This window comes from Streptomyces sp. DH24 (genome assembly GCF_029813775.1).
Taxonomy (GTDB): domain Bacteria; phylum Actinomycetota; class Actinomycetes; order Streptomycetales; family Streptomycetaceae; genus Streptomyces.
On record NZ_JARVKW010000031.1, the window covers coordinates 43,621 to 70,402 of the forward strand.

A 26,782-nucleotide genomic window follows, 5' to 3' on the forward strand; every position below is an offset into this window, starting at 1 on the left:
ACCGGTCCCGGAGACCGCGTCGCTGGCCGAGTCACTGGTTCCGGGGCCGGGTCACTGGTCGAGGATCAGGTTGATCTGTTCGTTGGTCCGGTCGAGGCTGCTCACGGGGGCGCCGTTGCCGAACACGTCCTCCATGGCGGGGTGCATGAGCGCCAGCACGTCCGCCGCGTAGGTGGTGATCGGGTAGGAGAACGTCGTGAAGTTCTTCCGGTCGGCGACCGGCCTGGTGAACGCGGTGACGTCGATGCCCTTCTCCCGGTAGGCGGCCACCGCGGCCCGGGTGCCGGCCCAAGTGGCCGGGAAGACGACGCCGTAGCGCCCCACCGTCCGCTGACACGCGTCGGACGCCAGGTACTTCACCCACTTCAGGGCCCCCGGCTTGTTGCGGGCGTTCTTCGTGACGGAGTCGGCGAGCCCGTTCATCATGGTGGCGCGCTTGCCGGTGGGGCCGACCGGGGTGACGGCGGTGCGGATGTCCAGCCCCTTGAAACCGTCGTACGTGGAGAGCATCCACGCCCCGTCGAAGGCGGCCGCCGCCCGGCCCGAGGCGATCTGCGCGTTGGCCTGACTGGACTGGGAGTACTCGGTGAGCGGGGCCATGTACCCCTTCTTCGCCAGTCCGAAGTACCACGTGATCACCGACTGGAAGGTCGGGTCGTCGTAGCGGTACTCGGTGCCCCAGCGCTTCTTGTCGGTGTAGGTCCAGCCCGCGGAGGCGGCCAGGTTGCTCCAGGTGGTCTGGCCGTCGCCGGCGCCGCCGCCGTTGGTGGCGAGCCCGTACACCACGACGTTGTCCTTGTCGAAGCCCTTCTCGTCGCCCCGCCGGCCGTTCTTGTCGACCGTCAGACGCGCCACGGCCTTCTCGAAGGTGCCGCCGTCCTCCGGGTTCCAGGACAGGCTGCCCAGGTCCCCGGCGGTGAGCCCGGCCGCCTGCGCCAGCTCCGCGTTGTAGAAGAGGCCCACGGTGTCCCAGTCCTTGGGCGCGCCGTACCGCCGGCCGTCCCGGCCGGTCCAGTTGGCGGCCAGGCCGGGCTGGTAGTCGGCGTCCCGGATGCCGAGGCCGTCGAGCGGTTCGAGCACGTTCAGGTCGGCGAACTGGCCGAACTTCTGGATGTGGTCGGTGAACACGTCCGGCTCGGTGCCCGCGATGAAGCTCGCGGTGAGCTTGGTCCAGTAGTCGTCCCAGCCCAACTGGGTGATCCTGACGTCGAGTCCGGGGTGGCGCCGCTCGAAGTCCTTCGCGCAGGCCTGGTAGGCGGGCAGCTGGTTGGCGTCCCACAGCCAGTACGTCACCGTGTTCCCGGCCGACCCGGCGTCGCCTCCCGCGCACCCGGTCACGAGCGACAGCGCCAGGGCGCCGGTCAGCGCCCCGGCCGTACGGATCATCCCAAGTCGCATGGACACTCCCTCACTTGATCCCGGTGAAGCCGATGGAGCCGACGACGCGGCGCGCGAAGCAGCCGAACAGCACGAGCATCGGCAGGGCCGCGACGAGCGTGGCCGCCATCAGGCCCGACCAGTCGACGCCGGTCTGCGGGGTCTGGGCCCGGAAGACCGCCAGCGCCACGGTCAGCACGCGTGAGGTGTCGCTGTGCGAGACCATCAGCGGCCAGAAGTAGTCGTTCCAGGACGTGATGTACGTCAGCACCGTCAGCGTCAGCACCGGCGTGGCCGCCATGGGCAGCAGCACGCGGAAGAACACGCGGACCTTCCCGGCGCCGTCGAGCAGGGCCGCCTCCTCGACCTCGCGCGGTACCCCGAGGAAGAACTGCCGCAGGAAGAACACCGCGAACGGCGTCATGAACATCGTCGGCAGCGCGATGCCCAGCAGCGTGTCCACCAGGCCGAGTTCCTTGATGAGCACGAAGTTCGGCAGCAGCGTGAAGACGGCCGGCACCATCAGCCCGGCGAGGAACAGGGCGAACACCGTGTCCCGGCCCCGCCAGCGCAGCCGTGCGAAGGCGTACGCGGCCATCGCGGAGAAGAGGATCTGGCAACCGGTCACCAGGGTGGAGACCAGGACAGAGTTGAGCAGGTAGCGCCAGAACTCCAGCCCGCCGCCCGCGCCGCCCCGGGCGACCGCCTCCTCGGTGGACTGCAGGCCGAGCGCCCGCTCGAAGCCGTCGGTGGTGAGGCCGACGGGCAGCGGGTCGGCCGGCTGGGTGGCGAGCCCCGCGTTCGAGGACAGCGCGGTGCGCAGGATCCAGTAGAACGGCAGCAGGGTGACGAGCACGATCGCGGCCAGCGCCGCCCAGGCCGCGACGCGTCCGGGGGAGGGTCCGCGCCTCGCGGGTCGTACGGTCGTCGTGTCTGTCACCGCAGCCATGTCGGTTCGCTCCCTTCCCGTCAGCCGAGGTCGGTCCGGCCGGCCCGGGTGAGCCGGTACTGCAGGACGGTGATGGCGCTCAGCACGACGAGCAGCGCGACGGACATCGCGGAGGCGTAGCCGAACTGGAAACGGCCGAACGCGGCGCCGTAGATGTAGTACTGGAGCACGTTGGTGGCGTTGGCCGGCCCGCCGGCGGTCGTCACGGCGACCGTGTCGAAGACCTGGAAGGAGCCGATCACCGTCATGATGAGCACCACCGCGAGCACCGGTCTGAGCAGCGGCAGCGTGATCCGCCAGAACATCCGCCACTCGCTCGCGCCGTCCACCTTCGCTGCCTCGTACATGTCGTCGGGGATGGCCTGGAGACCGGCGAACAGCAGCAGGGCGGTGTAGCCGACGTGCCGCCACACGTTGATCAGGGCGATCGTCGGGACCGCCCAGGTCTCGTCCGCGAGGAACGGGATCCGGTCCAGGCCGGCGGCCGCGACGATCTCGTTGCCGATGCCCAGCTGGGTGTCGAGGATCCAGAGCCAGACGATGCCGGCGACGACGTTCGACATCAGGTACGGGGTGAGCACGATCCCCCGCAGCACCGCCGACCGCGTCAGCCGCTGCAGCAGTACGGCGACGGCGAGCGCGCAGACGGTCTGCACGCCGATGTTGATGGCGACGTACTCGACGGTGACGGTCAGCGAGTCCCAGAAGATGGGGTCGTGCACCATCCGCACGTAGTTGTCGAGGCCCACCCACTCGGCCGGGGTGAGCAGGTTGAAGCGGGTGAAGCTCAGCCAGACGCCCCGCAGCGTCGGCCAGAGCAGGAAGACGAGGAAGCCCAGCAGAGCGGGAGCGACGAACACCGCGGCCAGCGTTCCGTCCCCCCGGTTCTCCCGGTCCCGCGCCCGGCGCGTCGGTGGGCTGCTGGAGGCGATGGTCATCGGGAGACTCCCTCGCAAGCGGCGGCTCGTCCTCGGTCATTTACTTTTGATGCAGAAGGATCGGGGCGTCAAGGACTGCGGCGACGCCTCCTTGACCGCCGCTTCCGCCGCATAGACTGACCTCGTTGTTTTCGTAATGAAAAAAAGTAGAGGAATCTGGCGATCATGACCGCACGTGCCGACAACTGGCTTCCGCTGAGTTCCGGGGAACGCGCGGTGGCGATCGAGGTGCTCGTCCACGGCCCGCTGTCACGCACCGAACTGGCCCGGCGGCTCGACCTCTCCGCCGGCAGCCTCACCCGCCTGACCAAGCCGCTGATCGAGTCGGGCCTGCTGGTGGAGGTGCCCGAGGCGGGCGTCTCGGCGGAGGCGCGCCAGGGCCGGCCCTCGCAGCCGCTGGACGTCGTCGCCGAGTCACGCGCCTTCATCGGCTTCAAGATCACCGGGGACATGGTCTACGGCGTCGTCACCACCCTGCGCAGCGAGATCGTCGCCCGTCACGACCGGCCCCTCACCACGCAAGAACCCGCGGAAGTCGCCGACCTGCTCGGCGAGATGACCGCCGAGCTGACCCGTGACCACCCCGGCATCGCCGGCGTCGGCATCGGCGTGGGCGGCCTCGTGCGGGACCGCTCCGTGGTCGCGGAGTCGCCCTTCCTGGGCTGGCGCGACGTCGGCCTGGCCGAACTCGTGGCGGAGCGCACCGGACTGCCGGTGGTCGTCGAGAACGACCTCGCCTCCCTCGTCGAGGCCGAGACCTGGTTCGGTGCCGGTCGCGGCCTGGACCGCTTCGTCGTCCTGACCATCGGCGCCGGGCTCGGCTACGGCCTCGTCCTGGGCGGTAGGCGGGTGCCGTGCGCCGAGGAGGACCGCGGCTTCGGCAGGCACTGGATCCTCCGCCCCGACGGGCCGCTCACCCCCGACGGGCAGCGGGGCAGCGCCGTGTCGCTGCTCACCATCCCGAGCATCCGCTACCAGATCCGTGCGGCCACCGGCCGGGACCACACCTACGAGGAGATCCTCGCCCTCGCCGCCGAGGGCGAGCCCATGTCCGCCCGCGTCGTGGACGAGGCCGCGTGCGCCCTCGGCACGCTCGTGGCCCAGATCTCCAACTTCGTCATGCCGCAGAAGATCCTGCTCGCCGGTGAGGGCGTCGGGCTCATGGACGTGGCGGGGGAGAGGGTGCGCGAGACGATCCGCGCCAACCGGCATCCCCTGGCCGCCCCGGTCGCCCTGGAGACCAAGGTGTCCGACTTCCACGACTGGGCGCGCGGCGCCGCCGTGCTGGCCATCCAGGTGCTCGTCCTGGGGTTGGCCCAGGCGTGAACTCCCCGGTGGCAGCGGGCAACTGCCGCTGCGGACGGCCTGAAGGGACGTGAGCAGGGACACGGTCCGATATGTACCTTTTGCGCGTGCTTACTCACAGCGCCTTCACCTTCGGCGCCGTATGCTTCACACCATGTCCACCACTGTTGAACCCTCCTCCGAGCGATCGGCTGACGAGGTCAACGAGGAGATCCGGGCCCTGTGGCGCCGGTCGGGCGGGACACTGAGCGTCGAACAGCGCGAGGAGTACCAGCGCCTCGTCCTCGAATGGGCCGCCGCGGCCCCGCAGCGGGTGCCGGCGGCCTGAGCGCCGCCCGACCACCCCGCGCATCGCATCCTCGTCCCCGGGCACCCCTCATCCGACGGGTGCCCTCCTCGCACTGGCCTCGGCCGTCTGCTACGGCATCGTCGACTTCGCCGGCGGGCTGCTGTCCAGACGCGTCTCCTACGCGGCCGTCACCTTCCTCGGCCAGGTCGGCGGGCTTCTGCTCGCCCGCCTGGCCGCCCTTCTCGTGCCCGCCGGCGCCGCGCACCCCGCCGATCTGCTGTGGGGCGCGCTGTCCGGCGTCGGCAGCGGCACCGCCATGCTTGTCCTCAACCGGGGACTCAGCCGGGGCGCCATGAGCGTCGTCGTGCCGGTGAGCGCCGGCACCGACGTCGCGCTGTCCGTGCTCTGCGGCGTCCTCCTGCTCGGCGACCGGCGCGGCGCCCTCGCCCGGGCCGGCATCGCCGTCACGGTGCCCGCCCTGTGGCTGGTGTCCGGCGGCTCCGCCGGACCGCGCTCCGAGGTCACCGACGGCCTCGTCGCCGGCGCGGGCGTCGCCGTGCAGTACATCGCCCTGGGCCAGGCCGGACCCGGCAGCGGACTGTGGCCCGTCGCCGCCGGCCGCGTCGCCGCCGTACTCCTGCTGCTGCCGGGCGCCGCACGCCACCCCCGGCTCCTGCGACTGCCGCCTCCGCCGCTCCGCCCAGGCCCTGGTCATCGGCGCGGGCGCCGCCCTCGGCCTGATCCTCTACCTGCTCGCCGCCCAGCGACAGCTCGTTGCGGTCGCCGTGGTGCTCGCGTCCCTCTGCCCGGCCATTCCCGTCGTCCTCGGCCTGGCCCTCCTCGACGAACACCTCACCCGGTGGCAGGCCCTCGGCCTGGCGGGCGCCGCAGCGGCCACCGTCCTGCTCACGCTGGGCTGATCAGCCCCACGTCGCCGAGTAGTGCCGGCGGCAGGCGGCGCGGTCCCGCTCGACGCGGATCCAGCGCGTGGCCGCCAGCGCGACCAGGCTGCCCGCGACGACCAGCAGCCCCGGGCCGGCGTTCCTGCGGTCCGTGAGCCGCGACAGCAGTGCCGACACGTCCGTGCCGCCCGTGACCGGCGCCGACGTTCCCGACGCCGCACCGTCCGGCGCGGCGGCCCCCTGCGGGCTCGACGGGGAGGGCGCGGGGGAGGAGCGCCCGCCGGAGCCCGCCCCGGCGGGCGCCACGACCAGGCGCACACCGAGCGCGGCCATCGCCTGCTTCACCGGCTGGAAGAACGTCGTACCGCCCTTGGCGCAGTCGCCGTCGCCGCCCGAGGTCACGCCCAGCGCGACGCCCTCGGAGAACAGCGGGCCGCCGCTGTCCCCGGGCTCGGCGCACACGTCCGTCTCGATCAGGCCGCCGACCGTGCCCTCCGGGTAGTTGACCGTCGCGTCCAGCGCCGTGACCCGCCCGTCCCGCAGCCCGCTCGTGCTGCCGCTGCGGAACACCCGCTGTCCCACGGACGCCTCGCCCGCCCCGGTGATCCGCACGCTCTCGCCGCCGCCGACGGCGACCACGTCCGCGCCCTCGCCCGCCCTGCCGTTGTCGTACTTCACCAGGGAGAAGTCGTCGCCCGGGAAACTCCCGGCGACCGTCGTGCCCAGCTGCCGGTCGCCCCGGTCGTCGGCGAACCACACCGAGCCGTTCGGGCCGCAGTGACCGGCCGTGAGGATGAAGTCGGTTCGCCCGTCGGTCACGTTGAACCCCGCCGAGCAGCGCCCCGCCGCGGACAGGATCGGCCGGGCGCCGTTGATCCGGGTCGTGAAGACGCCCTCGGTGCGCTCCATGCGGACGAAGCCGCCGATGCGCTCGGCGACACCGGTCAGCCGGGACCAGTCGGACGCGGACACCGTGCGGTCGCCGCGGACCACCACCCGGTTGTTCCGGTAGTCCACGGCCCACGCCGTCCCGGGCACCCGGGGTGCCGCGCGCAGCGTCGCCGTGGCCGTCTTCAGATCGCGCATGCTGTACCGCACGACCTCCGCCTCGGCGCCGGCCCGCCGCACCTCGGCGGCCCCCTCCCGGTCGGTGACCGCGACGACCGGCCGCCCGTCGTCCCCGACCCAGCTGCCCGCCGTACGGGAGGTGCCGAGCCGCGCCACCACCTCCGCGCCGGCCGTGGTGCGCGGGCCCGCGTGCGGCACGGCCGGCGGGACGCCGGGCTCGCTCGCGACGGCACGGGTCACCATCACCGTGCCGAGCAAGAGCCCGCCGACGGCCGCCAGCCGCGTCACTCGCCGGACGGTACGTCGTCGTGCGTGCCTCATGCCTGACTCCCGGGCCCCGGACGGCGCGGCCTCAACACCGCGGGGCACTCTCGGAGTCGAGGGCCCTTCCCTCCATACGGGGCCCGGGCCGGGCGCGTTCACCGCGCCCGGCATCGCCTCAGCTCTTGCGGCCCACTCCGCAGAACATCGCCACCTCGGCCGGCTCGGGCCCGTCGTCGGGCTCCGGACGCCAGCGGGAGCAGGACACGACGCCGGGCTCCAGCAGGTCCAGGCCGTCGAAGAAGCGCGCGACGTCCTCGGGTCTGCGCTGGGTCAGCTTCGGAGTGCCGTGCTCGTTCCAGAACTTGACCGCCTCGTCCACGTCGGGCATCGACGGGCTGGTGACGGTGTGCGACAGCACCAGATGGCTGCCCGAGGGCAGCGCGTCGAGCAACTGCCGCACCACGCCGTACGGGTCCTCGTCGTCGCCGAGGAAGATGACCACGCCGAGCAGCATCAGCCCGACGGGCCGCGTGAAGTCCAGGGTGCGCGCCGCGTGTTCGAGGATCGCGTCGACGTTGCGCAGATCCTCGTCCAGATAGTCGGTGCGGCCCTCGGGCGTGCTGGTGAGCAACGCGCGGGCGTGGGTGAGGACCAGCGGGTCGTTGTCGACGTAGACGATGCGGGACTCCGGCGCGATCCGCTGGGCGACCTCGTGCGTGTTGTCCGCGGTGGGCAGCCCGGTGCCGATGTCGAGGAATTGGCGGATCCCTGCCTCGGCGACGAGGTGGCGCACGGCCCGGCCCAGGAACAGCCGGTCGGCGCGGGCGTACTCGCCGATGCCCGGGTGCAGTTGGCGGATCTGGTCGCCGGCCGCGCGGTCGACCTCGTAGTTGTCCTTGCCGTCGAGCCAGTAGTTCCAGATGCGGGCCGTGTGGGGCTGAGCGGTGTTGATGCGGTCGAGCAGCTGTCGCTGGGCCTGCTGCCCGGCCGACGGGTTCTTGGACACGGGAACTCCCGGTTTGGGTGACGTGCGCGGACAAAGAGCAATTTAGACCCGTGAGTTGATCTCTGGCGAGGGTTCGGCGCCTTCTGCCGCCGGCCAGATCGCGGCCCGGCTGCGCGCGTCGCCCCACAGGGCCGCATCACCCGTGTACGGCCGCAGCAGCGCGGTCAGTCGGGCGTCGCCACGCCCGTTCAGTTCGTCGGAGGCGATCTTGCGGGCGATCCCGGCGAGGAAGTCGGCGAGCTGCACCCTGGGGTCGTCCCGCGCGGCCACCAGGCGCATACCGGCGAGGCCGGCACCGGCCGGCCGCGCGGTCTCCTCGATCCAGGCGATGCGTTCCGGCGTCAGCATGTTCTGCCGGTCGTGCACCAGATACACGAGCCGCCCGTCCCCGCTCCAGTCGGCGGCCGTCCTGACGATGGCGGGCAGCAGCGGGTTCAGCACCGGAATCAGCGCCGGGCGCTCCAGCAGCCCGCCGCGGTACGTGTCCGCCCGGGGCCGGGCCGCCACCAGCCGCGCCAGGACCCTGGCCGCCTCCGTGCCGGCGTGCGCGCGCAGCAGCCTCTCGGCCAGGCCGAAGAACTCGTCGACGGGCCCCTCGGGCGCTCCGTCGTTCCGGGCCCGCAGCAGCCGGTTGGCCGCCCGCAGGAACTCCCGCCACCCGGCGTCCCCGAAGGCCGGCCGGCCCGCCCGGAACAGCACGACGGCCGCACCCGGATCGTCCAGCAGCAGGCCGACGACGCGGTCCACGACGAGGAACGCCTTCTCGGTCAGCTGCACCCGCGCCCGCCCGTGGAGGGGCCCGGCCGGGGCGAGCAGCCACTCCAGCACCGCCCGGTGCTTCTCCCGCAGCAGATGGCCCGCCTTGTACTCCTCGGCGGGCGAGCGGATCCGGTTCCTGACCTCCCGCACGGACGCCGCCGCGGACTCGACCGGGATCCGCACACTGGCATGCGCGAACACGTCGGTGTTGCCGCCGGTGAGGTTCTCGCCGTCCGACCCCGACTCGTCGCAGGCGATCTCCACCGGCACACCGCCCGCCCCGTCCGGCATCCCGTACGCGTGATTCCACGTCACCGCCAAGGCCCCCTATCTTGTGCCCCATGACCAGGATCCCGCACGAGACGTCCGGTGAACCGAATCCGCTGCGCGCCCTCACTCTTGACGACCTCCGGCGCCGTACGAGCATGAAGTGGCGCACCCATCCTCAGGACGTGCTGCCGCTGTGGGTGGCCGAGATGGACGTGCCGCTCGCCGAACCGGTCGTCCGCGCCGTCACCGACGCCCTCGCGCTGGGCGACACCGGCTATCCGGCCGGGCCGGCCTACGCCGAGGCCCTGGCCGCGTTCGCCGAGAAGCGGTGGGGCTGGGACGGGCTCGCCGTGCGGCGCACCGCGCTCGTGCCCGACGTGATGCTCGGCGTGGTGGAGATGCTGAAGCTGGTCACCGGGCCCGGGGACCCGGTCGTCGTCAACCCGCCGGTGTACCCGCCGTTCTTCCAGTTCGTGCGGCACCTGGACCGCACGGTCGTGGAGGCCCCGCTCGGTGCCGACGGCCGCCTCGACCCCGCCGCCCTGGAGGAGGCCTTCGCGAGGGCCGTCGCCGGGGGCCGCCGGGCGGCGTACCTGCTGTGCAGCCCGCACAACCCGACCGGCACCGTGCACACCGCCGCCGAACTGGCCACCGTCGCCGGCCTCGCCGAGCGGTACGGCGTCCGTGTCGTCGCCGACGAGATCCACGCCCCGCTCGTCGCGTCCGGCGTCGACTTCGTGCCGTATCTGAGCGTGCCGGGCGCGGAGCGCGGGCTGTCGCTGATGTCGGCGTCCAAGGCGTGGAACCTGGCCGGTCTGAAGGCGGCCCTCGCCCTCGCCGGACCCGGCGCCGCGGCCGACCTGGCCCGGCTGCCCGAGGAGGTCGGCCACGGCCCGAGCCACGTCGGCATCCTGGCCCACACGGCGGCCCTGCGGGACGGCACCGCGTGGCTGGACGCCCTGCTGGCCGGGCTCGACGCCAACCGGCGGCTGCTCGCCGGGCTGCTGGCCGAGCACCTGCCCGCGATCGCCCACCGGCCCGGCGAGGCCACCTACCTGGCCTGGCTGGACTGCCGTGCCCTCGGCCTCGGCGACGACCCGGCGGAGGTGTTCCTGCGCGACGGCCGGGTGGCGCTGAACTCCGGTCTGCCCTTCGGGACCGGCGGCGCGGGCCACGTCCGCCTGAACCTGGCCACGTCACCCGAGATCCTCACGGAGGCGGTACGGCGGATGACGGCGGCGACCGGAGCGGCGTCATGAGCGGGCCGGTCCGGCGGACCCTGTCCGCAAGGCGGCGTCGTCGACCGGGGGACGGCCGCGCGGAGTCCGCCCCGAGCCGGGCCGCGCGGCAGGTGCCCCTCGGCGGCCACGGCCTAGACTGCCCGCCATGGACGACGCGTTGCTCGACCGGCTCGCCGCCGGGAAGTACCTGCTCCTCACCAGTTACCGCAAGAACGGCACGCCGGTCGCCACGCCGGTCTGGGTGGTGCGCGACGGCGACGCGCTCGGCGTCTGGACGGCCGCCGACTCGTGGAAGGTGAAGCGGATCCGGGCCCGTGCCGACGTCCTCGCCGGCCCCTGCGACCTGCGCGGCAACCCGACCGGCGATCAGCTCCCGGCCACCGCCGAGGTCGTCGACGAGGCCACGGTCGCCCGCTACCGGCAGCTCATCACCCGCAAGTACGGCCTCGTGGGACGCCTCACCCTGCTGGGCAGCAGGCTGCGCCGCGGACTGAAGGGCACCGTCGGCATCCGGGTCACCCTGGCCGGCTGACGCGGACCCGGCCCCGACCGGCCCGCCCCTCCGTCAGGTCCAGGCGCGGTACGGCTCGTCAACGAGCTGGAAGACCGGCTCGCCCCGCACCGGGTCCTTCGCGGTGGACAGCCGCACCCGGTCCCCGCTGTGGATGCCGACGGGCGGGCCCATCACCCGGCCCCGCACGACGAAGCCCTCGGCCATCTCGATCAGCGACACATTGCGCGCGGCGGGCGTGTTGCGGTGCACCACCGTGGAGTGGCGGACCGTGCCCGTGCCCTCGCTGCGCTCGGTGCGCAGGTCGCTGCCCCGGCACACCGGACACAGCAGCCGGTGGTACATGGCGGTGCCGCACCAGGCGCAGCGCTGGTAGAGGATCGCGTCCTTGTCCTGGGCCCGGGGTGCGAGGACGCCCGTCGCGGAGCCGGCTGCCTGCTGAGCGGCGCTTCCTGAGTGGTGGTACACGCTGTCAACTCCCTGCGCTCGGCCGGAATGGCGCGTGCGCGGACGCCCGGGCACGCGCGTGCCCGGTTCGCCGTGCCACCGTGCACAGCCTCAGGGTATGGCACTGAGTGCCAGACGTAAAGGTACTGCGTACCCCTTTGGATCGGAACCGTTCCGCCGAGCCCGCCCGAGCGCCGCTCAGTCCCTTCCGAGCGTGGTCTCGATCTCCTGGACGACCCGCCACAGCGGCGCCCCGCGCCGGGAGACCACGACCACCACGTCCTCGGGCCGCTCGTCGGCGGGCGGCGCGGCCGGGCTGCCGAACGCGGACCGCACGAACCCCACGGCATGGTCGAACGCGGCGCTCGCATCGCCCTTTCCGTCCGAACGCAGCCAGGACCGCAGGGCGTTGTTGTGCGCCGCGACCACCGCGGCCGCGACGACGTCCGCCTGGAGCGTGCCGTCCCGCCGGCCCGCGAACCGTCCGCGCAGGTAATCGGCGAGGGCACGCTCGTAGCGCCACACCACCGACAGTTCGTACGCGCGCAGCCCGGGGACCCGCTTGGTGAGGCGGTACCGCTGCACCGAGAAGGACGGGTTCTCGGCGTACATGCCCAGCACCAGCCGCGCCGCCTCGCAGACCCGCGACACCGGCTCGCCCTCGTCGCCGCAGGACGCGAGGAACGCCGTCATGTCCGCCAGGCACCGCTCGTGGTCGGGGAAGACCACGTCCTCCTTGGAGGGGAAGTAGCGGAAGAACGACCGCCGTCCGACGCCGGCGAGCGCCACGATGTCGTCGACCGTGGTCTGTTCGTAGCCGCGCTCCAAGAACAGCCGGAAGGCCGCCGCGACCAGCGCGTCCCGCATGGGCGGCCTCGCGGCCGCCGCCTGCGCCTTCTCGTCGCGGCGGGGCGCCGCACTGCTGGAGCTCATGAAGGGGAACGTAGCACCTGCCGGCCTCGAGTGGCACTCAGTGCTGCCTCAAGAGGGAACTGAGTACCTCCCTCTCGGGGCGGGGTCGCCGGGTCGCATACGATCATTTCCCGCCACCGCCGAGGAGCCCCGCATGCCGCCCGCCCGCCCCCGCCTCCTATACGTCACCGACCTCGCCTATCCGGCCCGCGGGCGCCGCTACTGCGACGAGGACATCTTCCTGACCGCCCGCCTGCGCGCGGACTTCGACCTCGCCCTGTGCCATCCCCGGGACGCCGTCGCCCTCATGGACGCCTTCGACGCCGTGGTCGTGCGCAACAGCGGACCCGTACTGGACTACCAGGACGCGTACGACGCGTTCCGCGCGCGGGCCGCCGAGCGCGGAACGCGCGTCTACAACCAGCTCTCCGGCCGCGCCGACATGGCCGGCAAGCAGTACCTGCTCGACCTCACCGCCGCGGGACACCCCGTCATCCCCACCGTCGACCGGGCCGAGGACCTGCACCTGCTGCCCGCGGCCGGCCAGTACGTCGTCAAGCCCAGGCGGGGCGCCGACTCCATAGGCCTGCGGATCGTGCCCGCCGACCGCGTCCGCGGCGAGATCAGCGGCGAGGTCCTCGTCCAGCCGCACGTCGACTTCGCCTACGAGGTCTCGTTCTACTTCGTCGACCACGACTTCCAGTACGCCCTGTACGCGCCCGACCCCGGCCGGCGCTGGGAGCTGCGGCCCTACGAACCCACCGTGGCGGACCTGGAGTTCGCCCGCCGCTTCATCGACTGGAACGCCATCGACCACGGCGTCCAGCGGGTCGACGCCTGCCGCGCGCCCGGCGGCGCACTGCTGCTGGTCGAGCTGGAGGACCTCAACCCCTACCTGTCGCTGGACGCCCTCGACGACACGCGGCGGGACGCCTTCGTCGCCGCGCTGACGGCCTCCCTGCACCGCTTCCTCGCGGCACACTGACCCCGCCGGCCCCGCCTGCGCCCGCGACGGCACGGCCCCGGGTGCCATGGCGGGCCGGAACGGGGAACCCGTCGGACGACAGGTACCGGGCACGGAAGGGGACGGCGACGGCATGGCGGACATGGACGCGTTCACTCGGCGGCTGAACCCCGACATGTGCGTGGTCACCGCCTCGGCGGGCGGCGAGCGCGGGGGCTGCCTGGTCGGCTTCGCCTCGCAGTGCTCCCTCGATCCCATGCGGTTCGTGGTGTGGCTGTCCGAGGTCAACCACACCTACCGGGTGGCCCGCTCCGCCGACGTGCTGGCCGTCCACCTCCTCACCCGTGACCAGCACGACCTGGCCGAGCTGTTCGGCGGACGCACCGGCGACCGGGAGGACAAACTCGCGCGGGCCCGTGTGCGGGAGGGGTACGGCGGGGCCGTCGTGCTCCAAGACGCCGCGGCCTGGTTCGTCGGCCGGGTGGTGCTGCGTGCCGGGGGCGGCGACCACATCGGATTCGTCCTCGACCCGGTGGAGTGGGGCGAGCGGGAGTCCGGCGGCGCTCCGCTGCTGCGCCTGGAAGACGCCCGGGACATCGCGCCGGGCCACCCGGTCGACTGAAGCGCCGAGACCCGGCCCTACTGGCCCCGGCTGGCGCCGACACCCGGCCCTACTGGGGCCGCACCTCGTCGGGAACGTCGTCCGGCACCCGGATGTCGAGCACGCACACGTCGTCCCGCCGCTCCTCCTCCAGCATCACGGCGAGCACCGGCTCCAGGGGCGAGTCCGTGTGGCCACCGTGCGCCTCGACGACCCGGGCGAGCCGCTCCAGGCCCCGGTCTATGGGCTCCTCGGGCCGCTCGACCAGGCCGTCCGTGAACATCAGCACCCGGTCGCCCGGCCGGAGGAGGCACTCGCCCTCGTCGAAGACGGGCGTGGCGCTCGCCCCGAGCAGCACTCCTCTGGGCCGGTCGAGGAAGCTCGCCACGCCGTCACGCAGCAGCAGGGGCGGCGGGTGACCCGCCTGCGCCCAGACCAGCCGGCGGCCCTCGGGCTGGTAGCGGGCGAGGACCATGGTCGCCGTGCCGTGCGAGTCGCGGGAGTGCAGCAGCAGCCTGTTGAGCCGGGTCAGCGCGCCGGTCAGCGACGAACCCGTGATGATCATGCCCTTGGCGGTGAACCGGAGCTGGGCCATGGTGGCGACGGCGTCGATGCCGTGCCCGGCGACGTCTCCGACGACGAACAGGGCCTCGCTGCCCGGCAGCTCGATGGCCGAGAACCAGTCGCCGCCGACGTTGACGCCCGACTGCGCGGGCAGATAGGCGACCTCGACGTGCAGCCCGGCCAGCCGCATGGACCGCTTCGGCAGCGGCAGCAGCGCGTGCTGGAGCCTTGCCGCCAGCGTCCGCTCGGCGCGCAGCACGTCGTGCTGCGTCAGGATGGCCCGCTCGCTCTCGTCCAGGGCCAGCTCCACCCGGCGCCGGGCGGTCAGGTCCTGTACGACGCCGTGCACCTCGACCGGGGTGCCGCTCATGTCCTCGACCGCCTCGGCGACGATGCGCAGGTGCCGCACGGCGCCCGCCGCCCTGACCCGGACCGGCAGGTCGAACGGCCGGCCGGTTTCCAGGAGTGTGTCGACGGCCCGCGCCAGCGCCGGCGCGTCCTCGGGCAGCGCGAGGTCGGACAGCTCGGCGAGGCGCACCGGGCCGTGCACGGGTTCCCGGCCGAACAGCGTGAAGACCTGGGACGACCAGGCCGCCTCCTGCGTGACGAGGTTCCAGTTCGCCCAGCCCAGGCTGCCCAGCCGCTGCAGATCCGCCAGCCGCTGCTCCTGCAGGTCGGAGGCGTCGTGCCGGAGCCAGGTGAGGACCAGCCGACCGTCCAGCCGCGTCACCCGGACCGCGTACGTGGACAGCTCGGCGATGCCCGCCACGACCTCCTGGTGCGCGAAGGGGGCGCCCTCGTAGGGCTCCCCGGTGGACAGGGTGCGCAGGCAGCCGCGCCACACCGGCTCGCGGCCCATGGGCGGGCAGGACTCCAGCAGCCGCCGGCCGGCCAGTTCGTCGTGGGGGCGGCCGAGGATGTCGCCGGCCTGCGGGGTCGCGGCGTCGATGCGGTAGTCCTCGACGCGTCCCGCCGGTGAGCGCAGCGGTGTGAGCAGCAGCGCCGCGACCGGCAGCGCGTCGAACACGGACCGCGGGGAGGCCTCGGCCGTGCCGCCGGTGCCGCTGTCCTCCTGGCCGGGGCCGAACAGGCGCAGCGGGCCCGAGCACAGCAGGGCGGCGCCGCGCAGGTGCTCCCGGTGGCGGGGCGTGAAGGGGCCGGGGTGGGGGCGGAGCACGCCGACGCACACGTCGTCCGCGTTCGCGGCCGGCACCGGCAGCCACGCCTGGGAGCGGTGGTGCCACGGCGGCAGGCCGACGGACGCCCTGCGGTCGTCGCCGGTGTCCTCCAGCCAGTGCGGCTCGCGGTCCCGCAGGGCGTCGAACGCCGGGAAGCCGGGCAGCGGCGGCACATGGCGCCACTGGTCGGCGAGCGAGTCGTCGAGGCCGGCGTGCCCGACGAGCTCCAGCCCTCCGGAGGGCCGGCGGGCGTACAGCACGACCGTGTCGGCGCCGGTGTCCGGCGCGAGATGCTCCAGCAGGCACTCGGCGAGGTCCTGCGAACCGCCGACCCGTACGAGGGCCCGCCCCAGGCGCCCCAGGGCGGCCGCCACGTCGTCGGGGGAGGCGGCCTCGCCGGGCATTTCGGACCCGGACTCCGCAGCGGGCCGCGGGAACGTCTCGTACTCGGGGGAACCGGACGTCTGCGCCGCGACCGGCGGAGGGGCCAGTCTGCCGAGCGTGAGCCAGCACTCCTCCAGCAGCGTCCGGCGCGCCGCCTTGGCTCCCTGCGCCAGGGTCTCGCGCGCGGCGTCCGGGGAGCAGCCGCTCGCGGCCATCACCGCGCCCACGGCCCGCTCCAGGACGGCCGAAGTCGCCGCCAGGTCGCGCAGCCGTTCCATCTCGGCGCGCTGCCTGGCGACCACCTTGGCCAGCGCGACCGTGTCCGGCGCGATACCGGGTTCGGTTGGGCTGGTGGGCTCGCTCGTCACGGGTTGAGCATCGCACACGCCCGTCGGTTCGATGACCGGCTCGACCACACGTAATCTGCCCGAGACAGGCATCCCATCGGCGGAAACGTCCCCGGCGCCGGGCCCGGACGGCACTGCTCAGCGGGCCGAGCCGTGCTCCGTCAGCGCCTGGGTGACGGCCCGGACACTTCGCGCGATGTGCTGCAGTTGCAGCACCTCGGCCGCGTACAGCTTGATGGTGTGCTCGATCACGGACTCGTGCAGGCCGAGCCGGGGCAGGTCGGCCCGTGCGGTTCGCAGGGCGGTGCGGGCCACCCGGATCTCCTGCTCGACCTGGATCTGCGCGTGCCGGGCGAGGAGCACGGGGTGTCGCAGCAGCGCGGGGTAGCCGCCGTAGCGCGCGGGGACGAGTTCGCGCAGCCACCTGACCGCCGAGCGCTCCCAGTCGAAACTGCCGGGGGTCTTGACCTGGCACGGCCAGTCCGGGCTGATGCGCGTGGACGTCAGGGGCATGATCATCGCTTCCGGTGGTGCGGTGTCGTCGGGGCGCGACGGGGCGGAGGCGGCCCCGGCCTAGGGGATGACCGGGACCGCCACGGGCTCTCGCGCAGGCGAGGCCCGGTGGAACACCCGGAGCCGGGGCGGGTGGGAGTCGGCGGCGGGTGTTCGTGCAGCGTGAGCAGTATTTATATATGCCGTTGGCTTTGCAAGGCGTATGAAAACATTCATGCGCGATGGAACGGGCTGCTCCCCGTGCGTGCCCGTACGCGGGGAATTCCCCCAGGACCTCAACGGCCCGCGCCCGCTCAGTCCTTGAGGAAGAACTGGTGCTCGTCGGCGACCTGCTCGTACTCCTCCAGGCGTGCCTGCGTCCGCTCCGGATCGGCGTCCGTCATGGCCTGCAGCAGCGCCGCGCACATCACGCCCGGCGCCGCGTAGGAGTCGAACACCAGCCGGGAGCCCGTGCCGGTGGCGAAGGTGACGTCGGCCTCGTCCACGAGCGGGCCGAGCGCCAGGTCGGTGACGAGAGCCACCTTGAGACCGGCCCGCCGCGCGACCCGCACCGCGCCCAGCGTCTCGTGGGCGTGCCGGGGCAGGGAGAACGCCAGCACCCAGGTGCCGCCCGCCTCGCGGGACTGCAGCAGCGCGTCGTAGGCGACGGTGCCGCCGCGTGTGACGAGCCGTACGTCGGGGTGGATGCGGCGGGCGGCGTAGGCGAAGTACTCGGCGAGCGACACGGAGATGCGCAGGCCCAGCACCGTCAGCGGCATGGACCCGGACAGCTTCCGGCCGACGTCGATGACTCGGTCGGGGTCGGCGAGGTCCCGGCGCAGGTTCTCCAGGTTGTCGATCTCGGCGTCGACGGCCGCCTGCAACTCGTTGGCGCGGTTCTCCTCGCCGGGGCCGCCCGCGAATGTGCCGAGCGCGATCGCCTGGAGGCGTTCCCGCAGCGCGGGATAACCGCTGAAACCGACGGCCGACGCGAAGCGCGTCACCGAGGGCTGGCTGACACCCACCCGGTCCGCGAGGTCGGTGATCGACAGGAACGCCGCCTCGGTGATGTGCTCGATGAGGTACTGGGCGATGCGCCGCTGTCCCGGGGAGAGCCGGGGCCGGTCGAACAGGGCGCGCAGCTGGGAGGTCGGGGAGGGCTCCGCCACGGGCGCCGTCCTTCCCGAGGTGATCGCGGACGCCTGTGCGCGTGCCTGCTGCGGCGATGGCACCGGTGCGCCTCCTTCGTCTCCCACAGCGTTCAACATAGCTCACCGACCGTCCTGACCAGGGCCGGTGACCGGGCCTCGGGCACAGCACGGAAGTGCCGCCGGGAACGCCGGGGGATAGGCGCGGACCGGGCGGGAACCCGGCGCGGGGAAGATCCGCACCCGACGACAGAAGGAGTCACCGTCATGACGGTCCCCGAGGAGAACCGGGCGAAGACCGACAGCACCGACGAGGTCCTGGACGACCGCCGCGGCCGGCCGGGCGGGCAGGGACACGACGAGGACGCCGGCCGCCCGCCCGGCGCCACCGGCCGGACCCTGCGCGAGGCGCTGGAGGAGGCTCACGTCCGGCCCGACGACTACGACGAGAAGTAGACGGGTGCGACGCGGACGACAGCGGCAGGAGACCACCACATGAGCGCGCTCACCGCGCTGGAACAAGCCCTGGAAGACCGATGGGAGGCCCTGTGGGCCCGCCTCCTGGACAAGGAACCGGTCGAACTCCTCGACGCGCTGCGGGAGGAGTGCGACAGCAACGCCCTGGTCTGCGCCGAGGGCCGGAAGATGGCCCCCAACGTGTACGCCGTCGAACTCGACCGCGCCGTGCACGACGAACTCGCCCGCCGCGGCAGCCGGGTGGACCAGGCGCTCACCGACAGTCTGGCCCGGCACGGCGAACAGCGGGGATACACCTGGCCGGGACCCCTCACGGTGCACGTCACCCGGTCCTCGCACGTGCCCAACGGCCGCTACCGCGTGGCCAGCGCCGTCATGTCGCACGTCAGCGCGGACGGCATTCCGGACCCCGGGAGCGGGTGACCGGCGGGCGTCAGCGGCGGTAAATCGTGATCGAGTGGCCGACGTCGTCGGCCAGGCGGGCGCCGGCGAGCAGCGCGGCCGGCCGGCCCGTCGCCCTGCCGGCGGCCGAGTCCGGCACGGCGAGCAGCCCCCGTACCTGACGGGCGGGCACCTTCCGGGGGTCGGACGCGTCGGTGCCGAAACCGGCGGCGGGCACGTCGAGCGTCGCCGGCGAGCCGTGCGCGACGACATCGGCGGAGAAGGCGTACAGCGCGAGGGCCCCGGGAGGGCCGCCAACCCGGCGCACGCGTCGGCCACTTACCGGGCGCAGGCGAACACCACCAGCCCGAACAGCAGCGTCAGCGCGATCACCGGAAGACGCGCCCAGAGCATCAGCAGCCACGGGCCGTTGCCGGACTCGTCCAGCAGGTGCCGCCCCAGCGCCCCCTGATCGCCGGTGAACACGGAATCCAGGCGCGCACCGGCGAGCGCGCACCCGCGCCGACGATCACCTGCCGTCGTCCGCCGCCTTCCGTCGCACCGACGGATACGGCCCGCGACCGGCCGGAGTTCATTGCGGCACTCTCTCAGGCGCGGGCGTCCAGGCACGGCAGCGCGGCCGCCGGCACGACGAGGTCGGCGCGGTCCCGGGTCGCGGCGACCAGGTCGGCGTTGCGCTGGTCGGTGCCCAGCGTCCAGGCCACCGCCTCGTCGTGGGCCTTGCCGAACTCCTCGTGCCGGGCGACCAGCCGCCGGACGCGCTCCTCCTCGTCCAGCTCGCAGAACCACACCTCGTCGAGCTGTGCCCGCACCCGCGGCCAGGCGCCGTCGTCCAGCAGCAGGTAGTTGCCCTCCGTCACCACCAGCCGGGCCGCCGGCGGCACCGGGACGGCGCCCGCGACCGGCTGCTCCAGCACGCGTTCGAAGCCGGGCGCGTACACCACGTCGTCGTACGGCTCCTCGCGCAGCCGCCGCAGCAGGGCCGCGTACCCGGCCGCGTCGAAGGTGTCGGGGGCGCCCTTGCGGTCGCGGCGGCCGAGCCGCTCCAGCTCGGCGTCCGCCAGATGGAAGCCGTCCATGGGGACGTGCGCGACCCAGGGGTCGCCGTCCCCGTTCAGGGCCCGCACCAGATGCTCGGCCAGCGTCGTCTTGCCCGCGCCGGGGCTGCCCGTGACGCCGAGGACCGCGCGCCGCCCGGCACGGGGCAGGGCACGGGCCCGGCTGAGGAGATCGTCGAAAGTCAGCGGCACACGCAGAGTGTGGCATCCGGCGCCCCGGAGCCGGAACGCCGGAAGCCGCACGCGGGACGGGACTGTGGGGCACCTGGCCGAATCCCGCGCGACGCGCCCCGCACAGCGGAGTTAGCTTGACGGTGATTTCCCCGCAATTCGCCCTCAGTCCTTCCAAAGGGCGAGAAATCCTACGACGTACCCAGTAGAGGGGTGGACGATGGCCGGTGGCACCGACGCCATCCTCGTGGCGATGCGACGACACGCACCGGCGAGCCAACCCGGCGTGCCCCGCCGGGAACACGGCACCCGCCTGCTCATGGCGGTGGCCGCCCTGTTCACGCTGGCCCAACTCGTTCTCGTACGCCCCGGCCTGGGCCTCGGCTGGGACGAGACCGTGTACGTCAGCCAGGTCAGTCCCCAGTCGCCGGCGGCGTTCTTCAGCGCGCCGCGCTCCCGCGGCGTCACCCTGCTCGTGGCGCCGGTCGCATCCTGGTCGACGTCCACGCCCTTGCTGCGCGTCTACCTAGCCGTGCTCTCCGGTGTCGCTCTCTACCTCGCCCTGCGCGCCTGGCGCGGGCTGTTCCCGCCCCGCGTACTGGCCGCCGCGGGCGCGCTGTTCGCCTCCCTGTGGATCACCCTGTTCTACGGCCCGCAGGCGATGCCGAACCTCTGGGTCGCGTTCGGAGCCCTGATCTGCGTCGGGTGCTTCCTGCGGGCCCGCGCCGACCGCGCCGCCCTGTGGGGCGTCGCCGGCGGCGCACTGCTGATGGCCCTGATGAGGCCCATGGACGCCGTGTGGGTGACCGTTCCGCTGCTCGTCCTCGCCGTCGCCGCCCGCCACTGGCGCACCCTGCTCGTGCTCCTCGGGAGCCTCGCGGCCGGGGCCGCCGAGTGGGTGATCGAGGCCTACGTCGGCTTCGGCGGCCTCACCGAACGCCTCAACGAGGCCTCCCGCGTCCAGGGCCACCTCGGCTGGTACTTCGCCGTCGACGACCAGATGCGCAGCCTCGGCGGACGGGCGCTGTGCCGGCCGTGCGTCGGATCGCTGCCGCACCCGGCGTTGGCGCTGTGGTGGTTCGCGCTGCCGGTGCTGGCCGCCCTCGGGCTGGCCGTCGCGATCCGCGCCGGGCGCGCCGCGCGCACCCTGGTCCCGCTGGCCTGCGCCACCACCGCCGCCGTGCCGTACCTGTTCATGATCGGCTACGCGGCGCCCCGCTTCCTGCTGCCCGCCTACGCCCTGCTGGCCCTCGCCGTCGCGGACGCGCTGCGGCACCTGGTCACCGCGCCGCGCGGCCGATGGCGTACGGCTTCCGTGGCACTGGTCGCGATCGGGCTGGCCGGGCACCTGGCCGTGCAGTACGCCGTCCTCGCGCACACCGTCGGCCGCAACACCGCCGACCGCGAGGCCTGGACCCGCACCGCCGCCGGCCTGCACCGGCTGGGCGTCCGGCCGCCCTGCCTGCTCACCGGGCACGAGGCCATCCCGATCGGCTACTACTCCGGCTGCGCCTCGGCCGCGACCAGGGGCAACAACGCCAACTCCACCGTCGCCGAGATCCGGGGCACCGCGCGCCGCATCCCGGTCGCCCACCTGACGGTGCCGGGCGGCATCCCGGCCGGTTACGCCCGCGACTGGACCCGACACCGGGTGGAGGACCTGCGGGTGTACGTGGCGCCCGTCCCTCGGTGAGGGCCTTGCCGGTGGCGGCGTTCACGGAGACGGGGAGCCTGCGGGAGACGGGTGTCACCCGCGCCGTCGGGACCCGCCGAGGTTAGGGGCCGCGCATCGGGAAACGCGGATCAGGACATACCGCACGACACGAGTCGACGCAGCGCCCCAGGGAGGCACACATGGGCACGGAACCGATGGCGGACGACGCGTACCAGCCCACCGGGACCAACGAGGAGCAGGAGGACGCCGCGCCCCTCGACATGCAGGACGCCGTCGACGAACGGACCTACGACGACACGCTGGACGAGGGCTACTCCCCGCCGGAGAAGCCCCTCGGCGTGACCAGGCACGGCACCACCGCCGCCGAGCAGCACGAGGGCGAGACCCTGGACGAGCGGCTCGCCCAGGAGCAGCCCGAGGAGTACGCGCCCGCCGGGGACGGCGTGGGCGACCTGCCGGGCGGCGAGGGCGAACCGGTCGACCCCGAGGCGGGCACGGAGCGCGCCGGACGGCTGGTGGCCCCGGACGAGGGGGCGCACACGGACACCACGAAGGAGGCCGTCGCCGCCGACGTGGGCATCGACGGGGGTGCCGCGGGCGCGGAGGAGGCCGCCATGCACGTCGTGGAGGACGAGACGGCGCTGCCGGACGAGCGGGACACCTGACGCGCCGTCCCGCGGACGCACCGTCCCGGGGAGCCCGCCGAGCCACGGCCCGGCGGGCTCCCCGCGTGCAGGGGTTGCCGGGGTCAGGGCAGCAGCTTGTCGAGGGCCGCGGGGCCCTCCGCCGCCAGCTTGCGCTTGGCCCATTCCAGGTTGCGGGGGGTGAGGTCCCGGCCCGCGGCCAGTACCAGGTCCTCCGGTGACACCTCGGTGCCGGTGCGGGCGTGGAGCAGGCCGTCCGGGGTGGTGCGGTCCTCGGGCGGCCGGGACGCGTCGGGCTGTGACGTCGACATGATCTCTGCTCCTCGGGTCCGGATCGCTGTAGCGGTCCCGATGCGGTCATCGGGTCCGCTATCACCATTCAACGCCGGAGCGCGTAGTGCATCCGGAAGCACGGGTGCCACGGGGGAGCGGACGGCTCCGATGCGTGGCGGGGAGGCCGTCGCGGGGCGAGTGACGGCGGTCAAAACCGTGCGATGGGCGAGGTCCGTGACCAGTCCTGGCGGGAGGAAGCCCCCGGACTCCGAAGGCTTCGGAGTCCGGGGGCTTCCCGGTGTCGGCCGCTCAGTGCTACAGAAGGCCATCCTGCGTCTGCTCCGCGCCGATCTCGGCGACGTTCGCGACGTGGCTCTTGTCGCCGTTGTTGCAGACCTGCTGGATCGTGGTCGTCTCCTGCACGTTGCCCAGGAGGGCGAGGTTGATCGGGAGGTTGATGAGGCCCTCCGAGTTGTTCGCCTCAGCCACCTGCACGCACGCCCTGACGTCGCCGTCCTCGCCCGAGCCGTTTTCGCCGGCAGAGGCAATGCCCGCCCCGGCCATGGTGAGGCTGCCGATCATTGCAGCCGCAAGGGCAGCCTTGGGAAGCTTGCGCATTACATACCCTTTTCGGTCTAGATGGCGTGTTTCGTCATCGACGAAACGTTACGATCCATGACGCTATGTCGTGGTCGATCGATTTGCACTTCAACGCGCTAATCGCCCCGAAAAGTCATTGCTCCCGACGGGCGTCACCGCCCTTGACGCCCGTCGGGCGGACGGCTCCGCGGCGATGGTGCCCAGTGGGCTCGGTTCGGTGTGAAGGTGCTGGTCACGGGCATGATGTGCGCGGCGGCCAAGGGCACCGGTCGCCCTTCTGTGTGCGAGCGGGACGAGTGGTGCGGGCGGTGACGCGTACGGGTGGTGGCGGCGTCGCCCAGTTGGGTTAGGGCCGGTCGGCGAAGGCGCCGAGCGGGCTGACGGCGTCCCGTCGTCGGCGCAACGCGCGGCGGGAGGAAGGCGCCGTTGCGGGCGACGTCCACCCACGCGCGAACGGCGCCCCGCAGGGTATCCGCGGGGCGCCGTTGTGCTGTCCCGGTGTGGTGCCGCCGGGCCGGTCTAGAACGGAGTGAGCGTCAGCCGGAAGCCCGTGGGGGCCGTGTCCTGGATGTACGAGGCGAAGTCGGCGACGTCGTCGAAGGCGAAGCCGTAGGCCCTGCCGTCCTCCGTGGCCGCGTGCACCGCCTTGGAGTAGTGGTTGGTGAGGTCGGTGCCGTAGAAGGTCGCGGCGTCGGTCGTCGGCTGCGCCGGGTGGCTGATCAGGGTGGTGCGGTTGAAGCCGGCGCCGAGCACGGCGGCCACGGGGCCGGTCGTGCCGTCGTTGGGCGCGGCCAGCTTGCCGTCGCAGAACAGCACGTCCCGGGTGGACGGCTTGTCGAAGCCCACCTGGGCGGGGCCGTCGAAGGTGAACCGGTCCGCGCGCACCCGCCCGGTGAAGGTCCCCGCGTTGGTGGTGACCGTGAGGTCCTTGCCGGTGTACGTGCTCCACACCTCGTCGATGTACGGCGCGAAGTAGTCGTCCGGGAACAGCCCGGCGTCCAGGCCGTGGCCGGGCGCGATGATGCGGGTGTCGTCGACCACCAGGCGCGAGAACTCCTCGACCTGCTTGACGGCGGCGAACGCGGCGTCCCGCCCGCCCTCGCGGATCGTGCCGGTCGTCTGGTCCTTGGAGCCGGTGAGCCGGATGGCGAGCGGCACGCTGAACATGTCGACCATGGTCGTGTTGCAGAACATGCCGGCCGTGTTGTACGTGAACTCGGCGCAGTCGTGCAGCACGCCGTAGTTCGGGTCCGAGGTCACCCAGCCCGCCGGGTACTGCAGCGCGGCGTTGCCGTTGCCGTCCGCGACGGCCTTGAACTTGAGCTTCGCGCCGAGCGCGACGTAGATCCGGCCCGACATGTACGGCAGGGACAGCCGGGTCTCGCCGCTGCCGGACAGGCTGAGCGCGTAGTCGGTGAAGCCGTCGGGGCCGTTGTCCGACAGGGAGATGGGCGCGAGGGTGCCCTCGGGAGTGACCCGTACCTGCTTCCCGTCCTGGTTGCCCACGATGTAGACGTGGACGTTCGCGTTGTCGAAGGCACCGCTGTTGTTGACGATCGTCAGGGGGAGGGGGCCGGCGGCGGCCTTCGTGCCGGACTTCGGGGCGGGGTCCGCGAGGGCGTGGGGGGCGATCGCGGCGACGACGGGGGCGGCCACCGCCGCGCCACCGAGGGCGAAGAGGACTTTGCGACGGCCGACCGTGCGCTGGTGACGAGGAGTCATGTGGGGGGTCTCCTGGGGGGATCTACGACGCTGTGAAGCTGTTCCCGGGCAGCGCACGAGCCGAAGAGAGCGCTCTCAGAAAGCGGGTGACGCCGCCACGGGGCCCCGATGCTACGCCCCGGCCCCGCCTCGGCCAACAGGCCGCAAGCCGATGAAGTCCCTTTGGAGGACGGTCACTTGGGTCATTCCGAAGCAAACCGCCGAGCGCTTAACCGCCCATTAAGGCTCCTTTAAGTGACGCGGAGAGCGCTCCACGGAGGTCGCCGGTCCGGCGCCGGAAAACCGGTGGACCACCCGCCCGGAGGCCCGTACCGTTGGCCGCCACGCCCCGAGAGCGACGGAAGGAGGCAGCCGTGCGGTTCACCAGTCCCCGGCGCTCCCTCCCTGTTCACCCGGCGTGCCACGTCTGACCGACCGGGAGCGCTTCACGCAGCAGCACCCCGGAGGACTCCACCATGACCGACACGGTCATCCGCGCCCTCGACGCGAGCGACGCACACCTCTTCGACGCCATGCCCGACCCGCTGGGCACCGCCGAGGGGCACCGGCTCACCCGGCACCGCCCCGACTGGAAGCGCGTCGCCCTGCGCGACGGCACGGTCGTCGCCCGCGGCGCCTGGTGGGGCGGGCCCGACGACACCGAGCCGGTCGTCCTGAACTGGTTCGACGTGGCCGAGGGAGAGGAGGAAGCGGGAGCCGAACTCCTGCGGACCGCCCCCTGGCAGGCCGAGATCGAACTCAACCTCCCCGAGGACTGGCGCACCGACCCCACGCTGCGCGCCGCGGCCGGGACACGCGTCAACGCCGCCCACGCGGCGGGCTACGAACTCCTCGTCGAGCGCTACATCTACCGCTGGACCCCCGAGTGCGGGCTGCCCGGTCGGCCCGGGCGCCTGGTGTTCGGACCGGAGCCGGACGACGCGGTGTTCCTCGACGCGCTGCGCCGCATCCACTCCGTCACCCTGGACGCCCACGCCCAGCGGGCCATTGCCGAGGGCGGAATCGACCTGGCGGCCCAGGAGGAACTCGACTTCTTCCACTGGTGCCCCTCACCGCGCGAGTGGTGGCAGATCGCCCGCACCCCGGACGGTGAGCCGGTCGGCATCCACATCCCGGCGCACAACCCCTCCGGCCCGTGCGTCGGCTTCATCGGCGTCCTGCCGGAACACCGCGGCCACGGCTATGCCTACGACCTGCTGGCCGAGTGCACGCACTTCCTGGCCGAGCGGGGCGCGCGGTTCGTCGCCGCCGGCACGGACCGGGGCAACTTCCCCATGGCCGCGAACTTCGCCAAGGCCGGCTACCCGGTGGTCAAGGAACGCCTCAACTTCCATGTGAAGCGGCCGGCCCGGTAACCCGCGACACGAGAGCGGCGGCCCGGACCCGGTCCGGGCCGCCTGTCAGTGGGCGGTGCGATGCTGGCCCGAGCAGCGGACACCGGAGCGCGCACAGTGATCCGGCGCGGACGACGGAGGTACGGATGGGGTTCGAGGGCGACGTCTGGCAGGTGCGCTGCGGCACCGAATCGGTCGGGGAGATCCTGATCGAGGAGGCCGACTTCCCGTGGCTGTCGGGCCGCTTCGTCCCCGGCCCCGCCTACGACGGCGTGCGGGAGCTGTTCGCCCGCGAACTCGCCCTGACGGAACGGGACGACGACGACCACTGGACGGAGTGGGAGGCGGCCTACGACGAGATCAGACGCCGGGTCACGCTCTCCTCACCGGACGGCCCGGTCCCCGAGTTCCTGCTGCACATCGACGGGGACCAGGCGTGGTTCCGCTGGAGCGACGTGCCCCACGACGCGCCGGACACCGCCTAGAGACGACCCGGCGTCCGCCACGGAC

The 26,782-nt window shown here is 73.1% G+C and carries 28 protein-coding genes and 2 pseudogenes; 14 read left to right on the forward strand and 16 right to left on the reverse strand.

Annotated elements, in window-relative coordinates:
- Positions 1-51 precede the first annotated feature (51 nt).
- The 3 genes from QC282_RS23335 to QC282_RS23345 are packed head-to-tail and all read right to left on the reverse strand — an operon-like array spanning position 52 to position 3,264.
- Positions 52-1,398, reverse strand: a complete 1,347-nt coding sequence (locus QC282_RS23335) for a sugar ABC transporter substrate-binding protein (RefSeq protein ID WP_279551498.1) — start codon at positions 1,396-1,398, stop codon at positions 52-54.
- 10 nt (positions 1,399-1,408) lie between these two features.
- Positions 1,409-2,326: a carbohydrate ABC transporter permease gene (locus tag QC282_RS23340; protein WP_279551499.1), complete on the reverse strand. Its 918-nt coding sequence runs from the start codon at positions 2,324-2,326 to the stop codon at positions 1,409-1,411.
- Between the two features lie 20 nt (positions 2,327-2,346).
- On the reverse strand, positions 2,347-3,264 hold the full coding sequence (locus tag QC282_RS23345) for a sugar ABC transporter permease (RefSeq protein WP_279551500.1): 918 nt from the start codon (positions 3,262-3,264) through the stop codon (positions 2,347-2,349).
- Between the two features lie 165 nt (positions 3,265-3,429).
- Here QC282_RS23345 and QC282_RS23350 point away from each other — a divergent pair, with 165 nt between their 5' ends.
- From QC282_RS23350 to QC282_RS23365, 4 genes and pseudogenes are all read left to right on the forward strand, one after another.
- Complete coding sequence (locus tag QC282_RS23350; RefSeq protein WP_279551501.1) at positions 3,430-4,590, forward strand: ROK family transcriptional regulator; 1,161 nt, start codon at positions 3,430-3,432, stop codon at positions 4,588-4,590.
- Between the two features lie 121 nt (positions 4,591-4,711).
- Complete coding sequence (locus QC282_RS23355) at positions 4,712-4,897, forward strand: hypothetical protein (RefSeq protein ID WP_279551502.1); 186 nt, start codon at positions 4,712-4,714, stop codon at positions 4,895-4,897.
- Between the two features lie 97 nt (positions 4,898-4,994).
- A pseudogene (locus tag QC282_RS23360) lies at positions 4,995-5,291 on the forward strand (multidrug DMT transporter permease); the annotation flags it as partial.
- 355 nt (positions 5,292-5,646) lie between these two features.
- Positions 5,647-5,778 carry a hypothetical protein gene (locus QC282_RS23365; RefSeq protein WP_279551503.1) on the forward strand — a complete coding sequence of 44 codons (132 nt, stop codon included), beginning with the start codon at positions 5,647-5,649 and terminating at the stop codon, positions 5,776-5,778.
- Here the strand turns inward: QC282_RS23365 and QC282_RS23370 are convergent, their stop codons facing one another.
- From QC282_RS23370 to QC282_RS23380, 3 genes are all read right to left on the reverse strand, one after another.
- Complete coding sequence (locus QC282_RS23370) at positions 5,779-7,149, reverse strand: S1 family peptidase (RefSeq protein ID WP_279551504.1); 1,371 nt, start codon at positions 7,147-7,149, stop codon at positions 5,779-5,781.
- Positions 7,150-7,267: 118 nt separating this feature from the next.
- Positions 7,268-8,098, reverse strand: a complete 831-nt coding sequence (locus tag QC282_RS23375) for an SAM-dependent methyltransferase (protein ID WP_279551505.1) — start codon at positions 8,096-8,098, stop codon at positions 7,268-7,270.
- A 42-nt stretch (positions 8,099-8,140) separates the two neighbouring features.
- Positions 8,141-9,148, reverse strand: a complete 1,008-nt coding sequence (locus tag QC282_RS23380; protein WP_279551535.1) for a hypothetical protein — start codon at positions 9,146-9,148, stop codon at positions 8,141-8,143.
- A gap of 50 nt (positions 9,149-9,198) precedes the next feature.
- Here QC282_RS23380 and QC282_RS23385 point away from each other — a divergent pair, with 50 nt between their 5' ends.
- Positions 9,199-10,386 (forward strand): MalY/PatB family protein, encoded by a 1,188-nt coding sequence (locus QC282_RS23385; RefSeq protein ID WP_279551506.1) that lies wholly within the window; start codon positions 9,199-9,201, stop codon positions 10,384-10,386.
- Between the two features lie 127 nt (positions 10,387-10,513).
- Positions 10,514-10,900, forward strand: coding sequence for a PPOX class F420-dependent oxidoreductase (locus tag QC282_RS23390; RefSeq protein WP_279551507.1), 387 nt, complete (start codon positions 10,514-10,516; stop codon positions 10,898-10,900).
- A 33-nt stretch (positions 10,901-10,933) separates the two neighbouring features.
- On the opposite strand, the gene QC282_RS23395 is transcribed toward QC282_RS23390, so the two are convergent.
- Positions 10,934-11,347, reverse strand: a complete 414-nt coding sequence (locus tag QC282_RS23395; protein WP_279551508.1) for a Zn-ribbon domain-containing OB-fold protein — start codon at positions 11,345-11,347, stop codon at positions 10,934-10,936.
- 177 nt (positions 11,348-11,524) lie between these two features.
- A complete protein-coding gene (locus tag QC282_RS23400) occupies positions 11,525-12,259 on the reverse strand; it encodes a TetR family transcriptional regulator (protein ID WP_279551509.1) in 735 nt (244 codons plus the stop codon).
- Positions 12,260-12,392: 133 nt separating this feature from the next.
- Here QC282_RS23400 and QC282_RS23405 point away from each other — a divergent pair, with 133 nt between their 5' ends.
- Positions 12,393-13,223 (forward strand): hypothetical protein, encoded by an 831-nt coding sequence (locus QC282_RS23405; protein WP_279551510.1) that lies wholly within the window; start codon positions 12,393-12,395, stop codon positions 13,221-13,223.
- Between the two features lie 112 nt (positions 13,224-13,335).
- A complete protein-coding gene (locus QC282_RS23410; RefSeq protein WP_279551511.1) occupies positions 13,336-13,824 on the forward strand; it encodes a flavin reductase family protein in 489 nt (162 codons plus the stop codon).
- Between the two features lie 49 nt (positions 13,825-13,873).
- Here the strand turns inward: QC282_RS23410 and QC282_RS23415 are convergent, their stop codons facing one another.
- From QC282_RS23415 to QC282_RS23425, 3 genes are all read right to left on the reverse strand, one after another.
- Positions 13,874-16,297 (reverse strand): SpoIIE family protein phosphatase, encoded by a 2,424-nt coding sequence (locus QC282_RS23415; protein WP_279551512.1) that lies wholly within the window; start codon positions 16,295-16,297, stop codon positions 13,874-13,876.
- A gap of 117 nt (positions 16,298-16,414) precedes the next feature.
- Positions 16,415-16,795 (reverse strand): hypothetical protein, encoded by a 381-nt coding sequence (locus QC282_RS23420; protein WP_279551513.1) that lies wholly within the window; start codon positions 16,793-16,795, stop codon positions 16,415-16,417.
- Between the two features lie 287 nt (positions 16,796-17,082).
- On the reverse strand, positions 17,083-18,000 hold the full coding sequence (locus tag QC282_RS23425) for a MurR/RpiR family transcriptional regulator (protein ID WP_279551514.1): 918 nt from the start codon (positions 17,998-18,000) through the stop codon (positions 17,083-17,085).
- A gap of 183 nt (positions 18,001-18,183) precedes the next feature.
- On the opposite strand from QC282_RS23425, the gene QC282_RS23430 reads away from it, so the two are divergent.
- Both QC282_RS23430 and QC282_RS23435 read left to right on the forward strand, forming a co-directional pair.
- Positions 18,184-18,372 carry a hypothetical protein gene (locus tag QC282_RS23430; RefSeq protein ID WP_279551515.1) on the forward strand — a complete coding sequence of 63 codons (189 nt, stop codon included), beginning with the start codon at positions 18,184-18,186 and terminating at the stop codon, positions 18,370-18,372.
- 39 nt (positions 18,373-18,411) lie between these two features.
- The gene (locus QC282_RS23435; protein ID WP_279551516.1) at positions 18,412-18,816 is read left to right on the forward strand and encodes a DUF3662 domain-containing protein; all 405 of its coding nucleotides are present in this window, start codon (positions 18,412-18,414) and stop codon (positions 18,814-18,816) included.
- A 178-nt stretch (positions 18,817-18,994) separates the two neighbouring features.
- Here the strand turns inward: QC282_RS23435 and QC282_RS23440 are convergent.
- Both QC282_RS23440 and QC282_RS23445 read right to left on the reverse strand, forming a co-directional pair.
- Positions 18,995-19,275 (reverse strand): annotated as a pseudogene (locus QC282_RS23440) (phospholipid carrier-dependent glycosyltransferase); the annotation flags it as partial.
- A gap of 107 nt (positions 19,276-19,382) precedes the next feature.
- Entirely contained in the window at positions 19,383-20,045 is a 663-nt protein-coding gene (locus QC282_RS23445) for a nucleoside/nucleotide kinase family protein (RefSeq protein WP_279551517.1), read from the reverse strand.
- A 232-nt stretch (positions 20,046-20,277) separates the two neighbouring features.
- On the opposite strand from QC282_RS23445, the gene QC282_RS23450 reads away from it, so the two are divergent.
- Positions 20,278-21,717 (forward strand): hypothetical protein, encoded by a 1,440-nt coding sequence (locus tag QC282_RS23450; RefSeq protein ID WP_279551536.1) that lies wholly within the window; start codon positions 20,278-20,280, stop codon positions 21,715-21,717.
- Between the two features lie 161 nt (positions 21,718-21,878).
- Positions 21,879-22,364 carry a DUF5709 domain-containing protein gene (locus QC282_RS23455; RefSeq protein ID WP_279551518.1) on the forward strand — a complete coding sequence of 162 codons (486 nt, stop codon included), beginning with the start codon at positions 21,879-21,881 and terminating at the stop codon, positions 22,362-22,364.
- 83 nt (positions 22,365-22,447) lie between these two features.
- On the opposite strand, the gene QC282_RS23460 is transcribed toward QC282_RS23455, so the two are convergent.
- From QC282_RS23460 to QC282_RS23470, 3 genes are all read right to left on the reverse strand, one after another.
- Positions 22,448-22,654: a hypothetical protein gene (locus QC282_RS23460; RefSeq protein WP_279551519.1), complete on the reverse strand. Its 207-nt coding sequence runs from the start codon at positions 22,652-22,654 to the stop codon at positions 22,448-22,450.
- Positions 22,655-22,931: 277 nt separating this feature from the next.
- Complete coding sequence (locus QC282_RS23465) at positions 22,932-23,234, reverse strand: hypothetical protein (protein WP_279551520.1); 303 nt, start codon at positions 23,232-23,234, stop codon at positions 22,932-22,934.
- Positions 23,235-23,735: 501 nt separating this feature from the next.
- Positions 23,736-24,938, reverse strand: a complete 1,203-nt coding sequence (locus QC282_RS23470) for a beta-1,3-glucanase family protein (protein ID WP_279551521.1) — start codon at positions 24,936-24,938, stop codon at positions 23,736-23,738.
- A gap of 455 nt (positions 24,939-25,393) precedes the next feature.
- Here QC282_RS23470 and QC282_RS23475 point away from each other — a divergent pair, with 455 nt between their 5' ends.
- Entirely contained in the window at positions 25,394-26,293 is a 900-nt protein-coding gene (locus QC282_RS23475) for a GNAT family N-acetyltransferase (protein WP_279551522.1), read from the forward strand.
- 125 nt (positions 26,294-26,418) lie between these two features.
- Positions 26,419-26,757: a hypothetical protein gene (locus QC282_RS23480; protein WP_279551523.1), complete on the forward strand. Its 339-nt coding sequence runs from the start codon at positions 26,419-26,421 to the stop codon at positions 26,755-26,757.
- Positions 26,758-26,782 lie beyond the last annotated feature (25 nt).

Bases quoted from the DNA above. Each gene is read 5' to 3' on its own strand.
- QC282_RS23335 (WP_279551498.1), bottom strand. From the start codon at position 1,398: ATGCGACTTGGGATGATCCGTACGGCCGGGGCGCTGACCGGCGCCCTG.
- QC282_RS23340 (WP_279551499.1), bottom strand. From the start codon at position 2,326: ATGGCTGCGGTGACAGACACGACGACCGTACGACCCGCGAGGCGCGGA.
- QC282_RS23345 (WP_279551500.1), bottom strand. From the start codon at position 3,264: ATGACCATCGCCTCCAGCAGCCCACCGACGCGCCGGGCGCGGGACCGG.
- QC282_RS23350 (WP_279551501.1), top strand. From the start codon at position 3,430: ATGACCGCACGTGCCGACAACTGGCTTCCGCTGAGTTCCGGGGAACGC.
- QC282_RS23355 (WP_279551502.1), top strand. From the start codon at position 4,712: ATGCTTCACACCATGTCCACCACTGTTGAACCCTCCTCCGAGCGATCG.
- QC282_RS23370 (WP_279551504.1), bottom strand. From the start codon at position 7,149: ATGAGGCACGCACGACGACGTACCGTCCGGCGAGTGACGCGGCTGGCG.
- QC282_RS23380 (WP_279551535.1), bottom strand. From the start codon at position 9,148: ATGCCGGACGGGGCGGGCGGTGTGCCGGTGGAGATCGCCTGCGACGAG.
- QC282_RS23385 (WP_279551506.1), top strand. From the start codon at position 9,199: ATGACCAGGATCCCGCACGAGACGTCCGGTGAACCGAATCCGCTGCGC.
- QC282_RS23390 (WP_279551507.1), top strand. From the start codon at position 10,514: ATGGACGACGCGTTGCTCGACCGGCTCGCCGCCGGGAAGTACCTGCTC.
- QC282_RS23400 (WP_279551509.1), bottom strand. From the start codon at position 12,259: ATGAGCTCCAGCAGTGCGGCGCCCCGCCGCGACGAGAAGGCGCAGGCG.
- QC282_RS23405 (WP_279551510.1), top strand. From the start codon at position 12,393: ATGCCGCCCGCCCGCCCCCGCCTCCTATACGTCACCGACCTCGCCTAT.
- QC282_RS23410 (WP_279551511.1), top strand. From the start codon at position 13,336: ATGGCGGACATGGACGCGTTCACTCGGCGGCTGAACCCCGACATGTGC.
- QC282_RS23420 (WP_279551513.1), bottom strand. From the start codon at position 16,795: ATGATCATGCCCCTGACGTCCACGCGCATCAGCCCGGACTGGCCGTGC.
- QC282_RS23430 (WP_279551515.1), top strand. From the start codon at position 18,184: ATGACGGTCCCCGAGGAGAACCGGGCGAAGACCGACAGCACCGACGAG.
- QC282_RS23435 (WP_279551516.1), top strand. From the start codon at position 18,412: ATGAGCGCGCTCACCGCGCTGGAACAAGCCCTGGAAGACCGATGGGAG.
- QC282_RS23450 (WP_279551536.1), top strand. From the start codon at position 20,278: ATGCGACGACACGCACCGGCGAGCCAACCCGGCGTGCCCCGCCGGGAA.
- QC282_RS23455 (WP_279551518.1), top strand. From the start codon at position 21,879: ATGGGCACGGAACCGATGGCGGACGACGCGTACCAGCCCACCGGGACC.
- QC282_RS23460 (WP_279551519.1), bottom strand. From the start codon at position 22,654: ATGTCGACGTCACAGCCCGACGCGTCCCGGCCGCCCGAGGACCGCACC.
- QC282_RS23465 (WP_279551520.1), bottom strand. From the start codon at position 23,234: ATGCGCAAGCTTCCCAAGGCTGCCCTTGCGGCTGCAATGATCGGCAGC.
- QC282_RS23470 (WP_279551521.1), bottom strand. From the start codon at position 24,938: ATGACTCCTCGTCACCAGCGCACGGTCGGCCGTCGCAAAGTCCTCTTC.
- QC282_RS23475 (WP_279551522.1), top strand. From the start codon at position 25,394: ATGACCGACACGGTCATCCGCGCCCTCGACGCGAGCGACGCACACCTC.
- QC282_RS23480 (WP_279551523.1), top strand. From the start codon at position 26,419: ATGGGGTTCGAGGGCGACGTCTGGCAGGTGCGCTGCGGCACCGAATCG.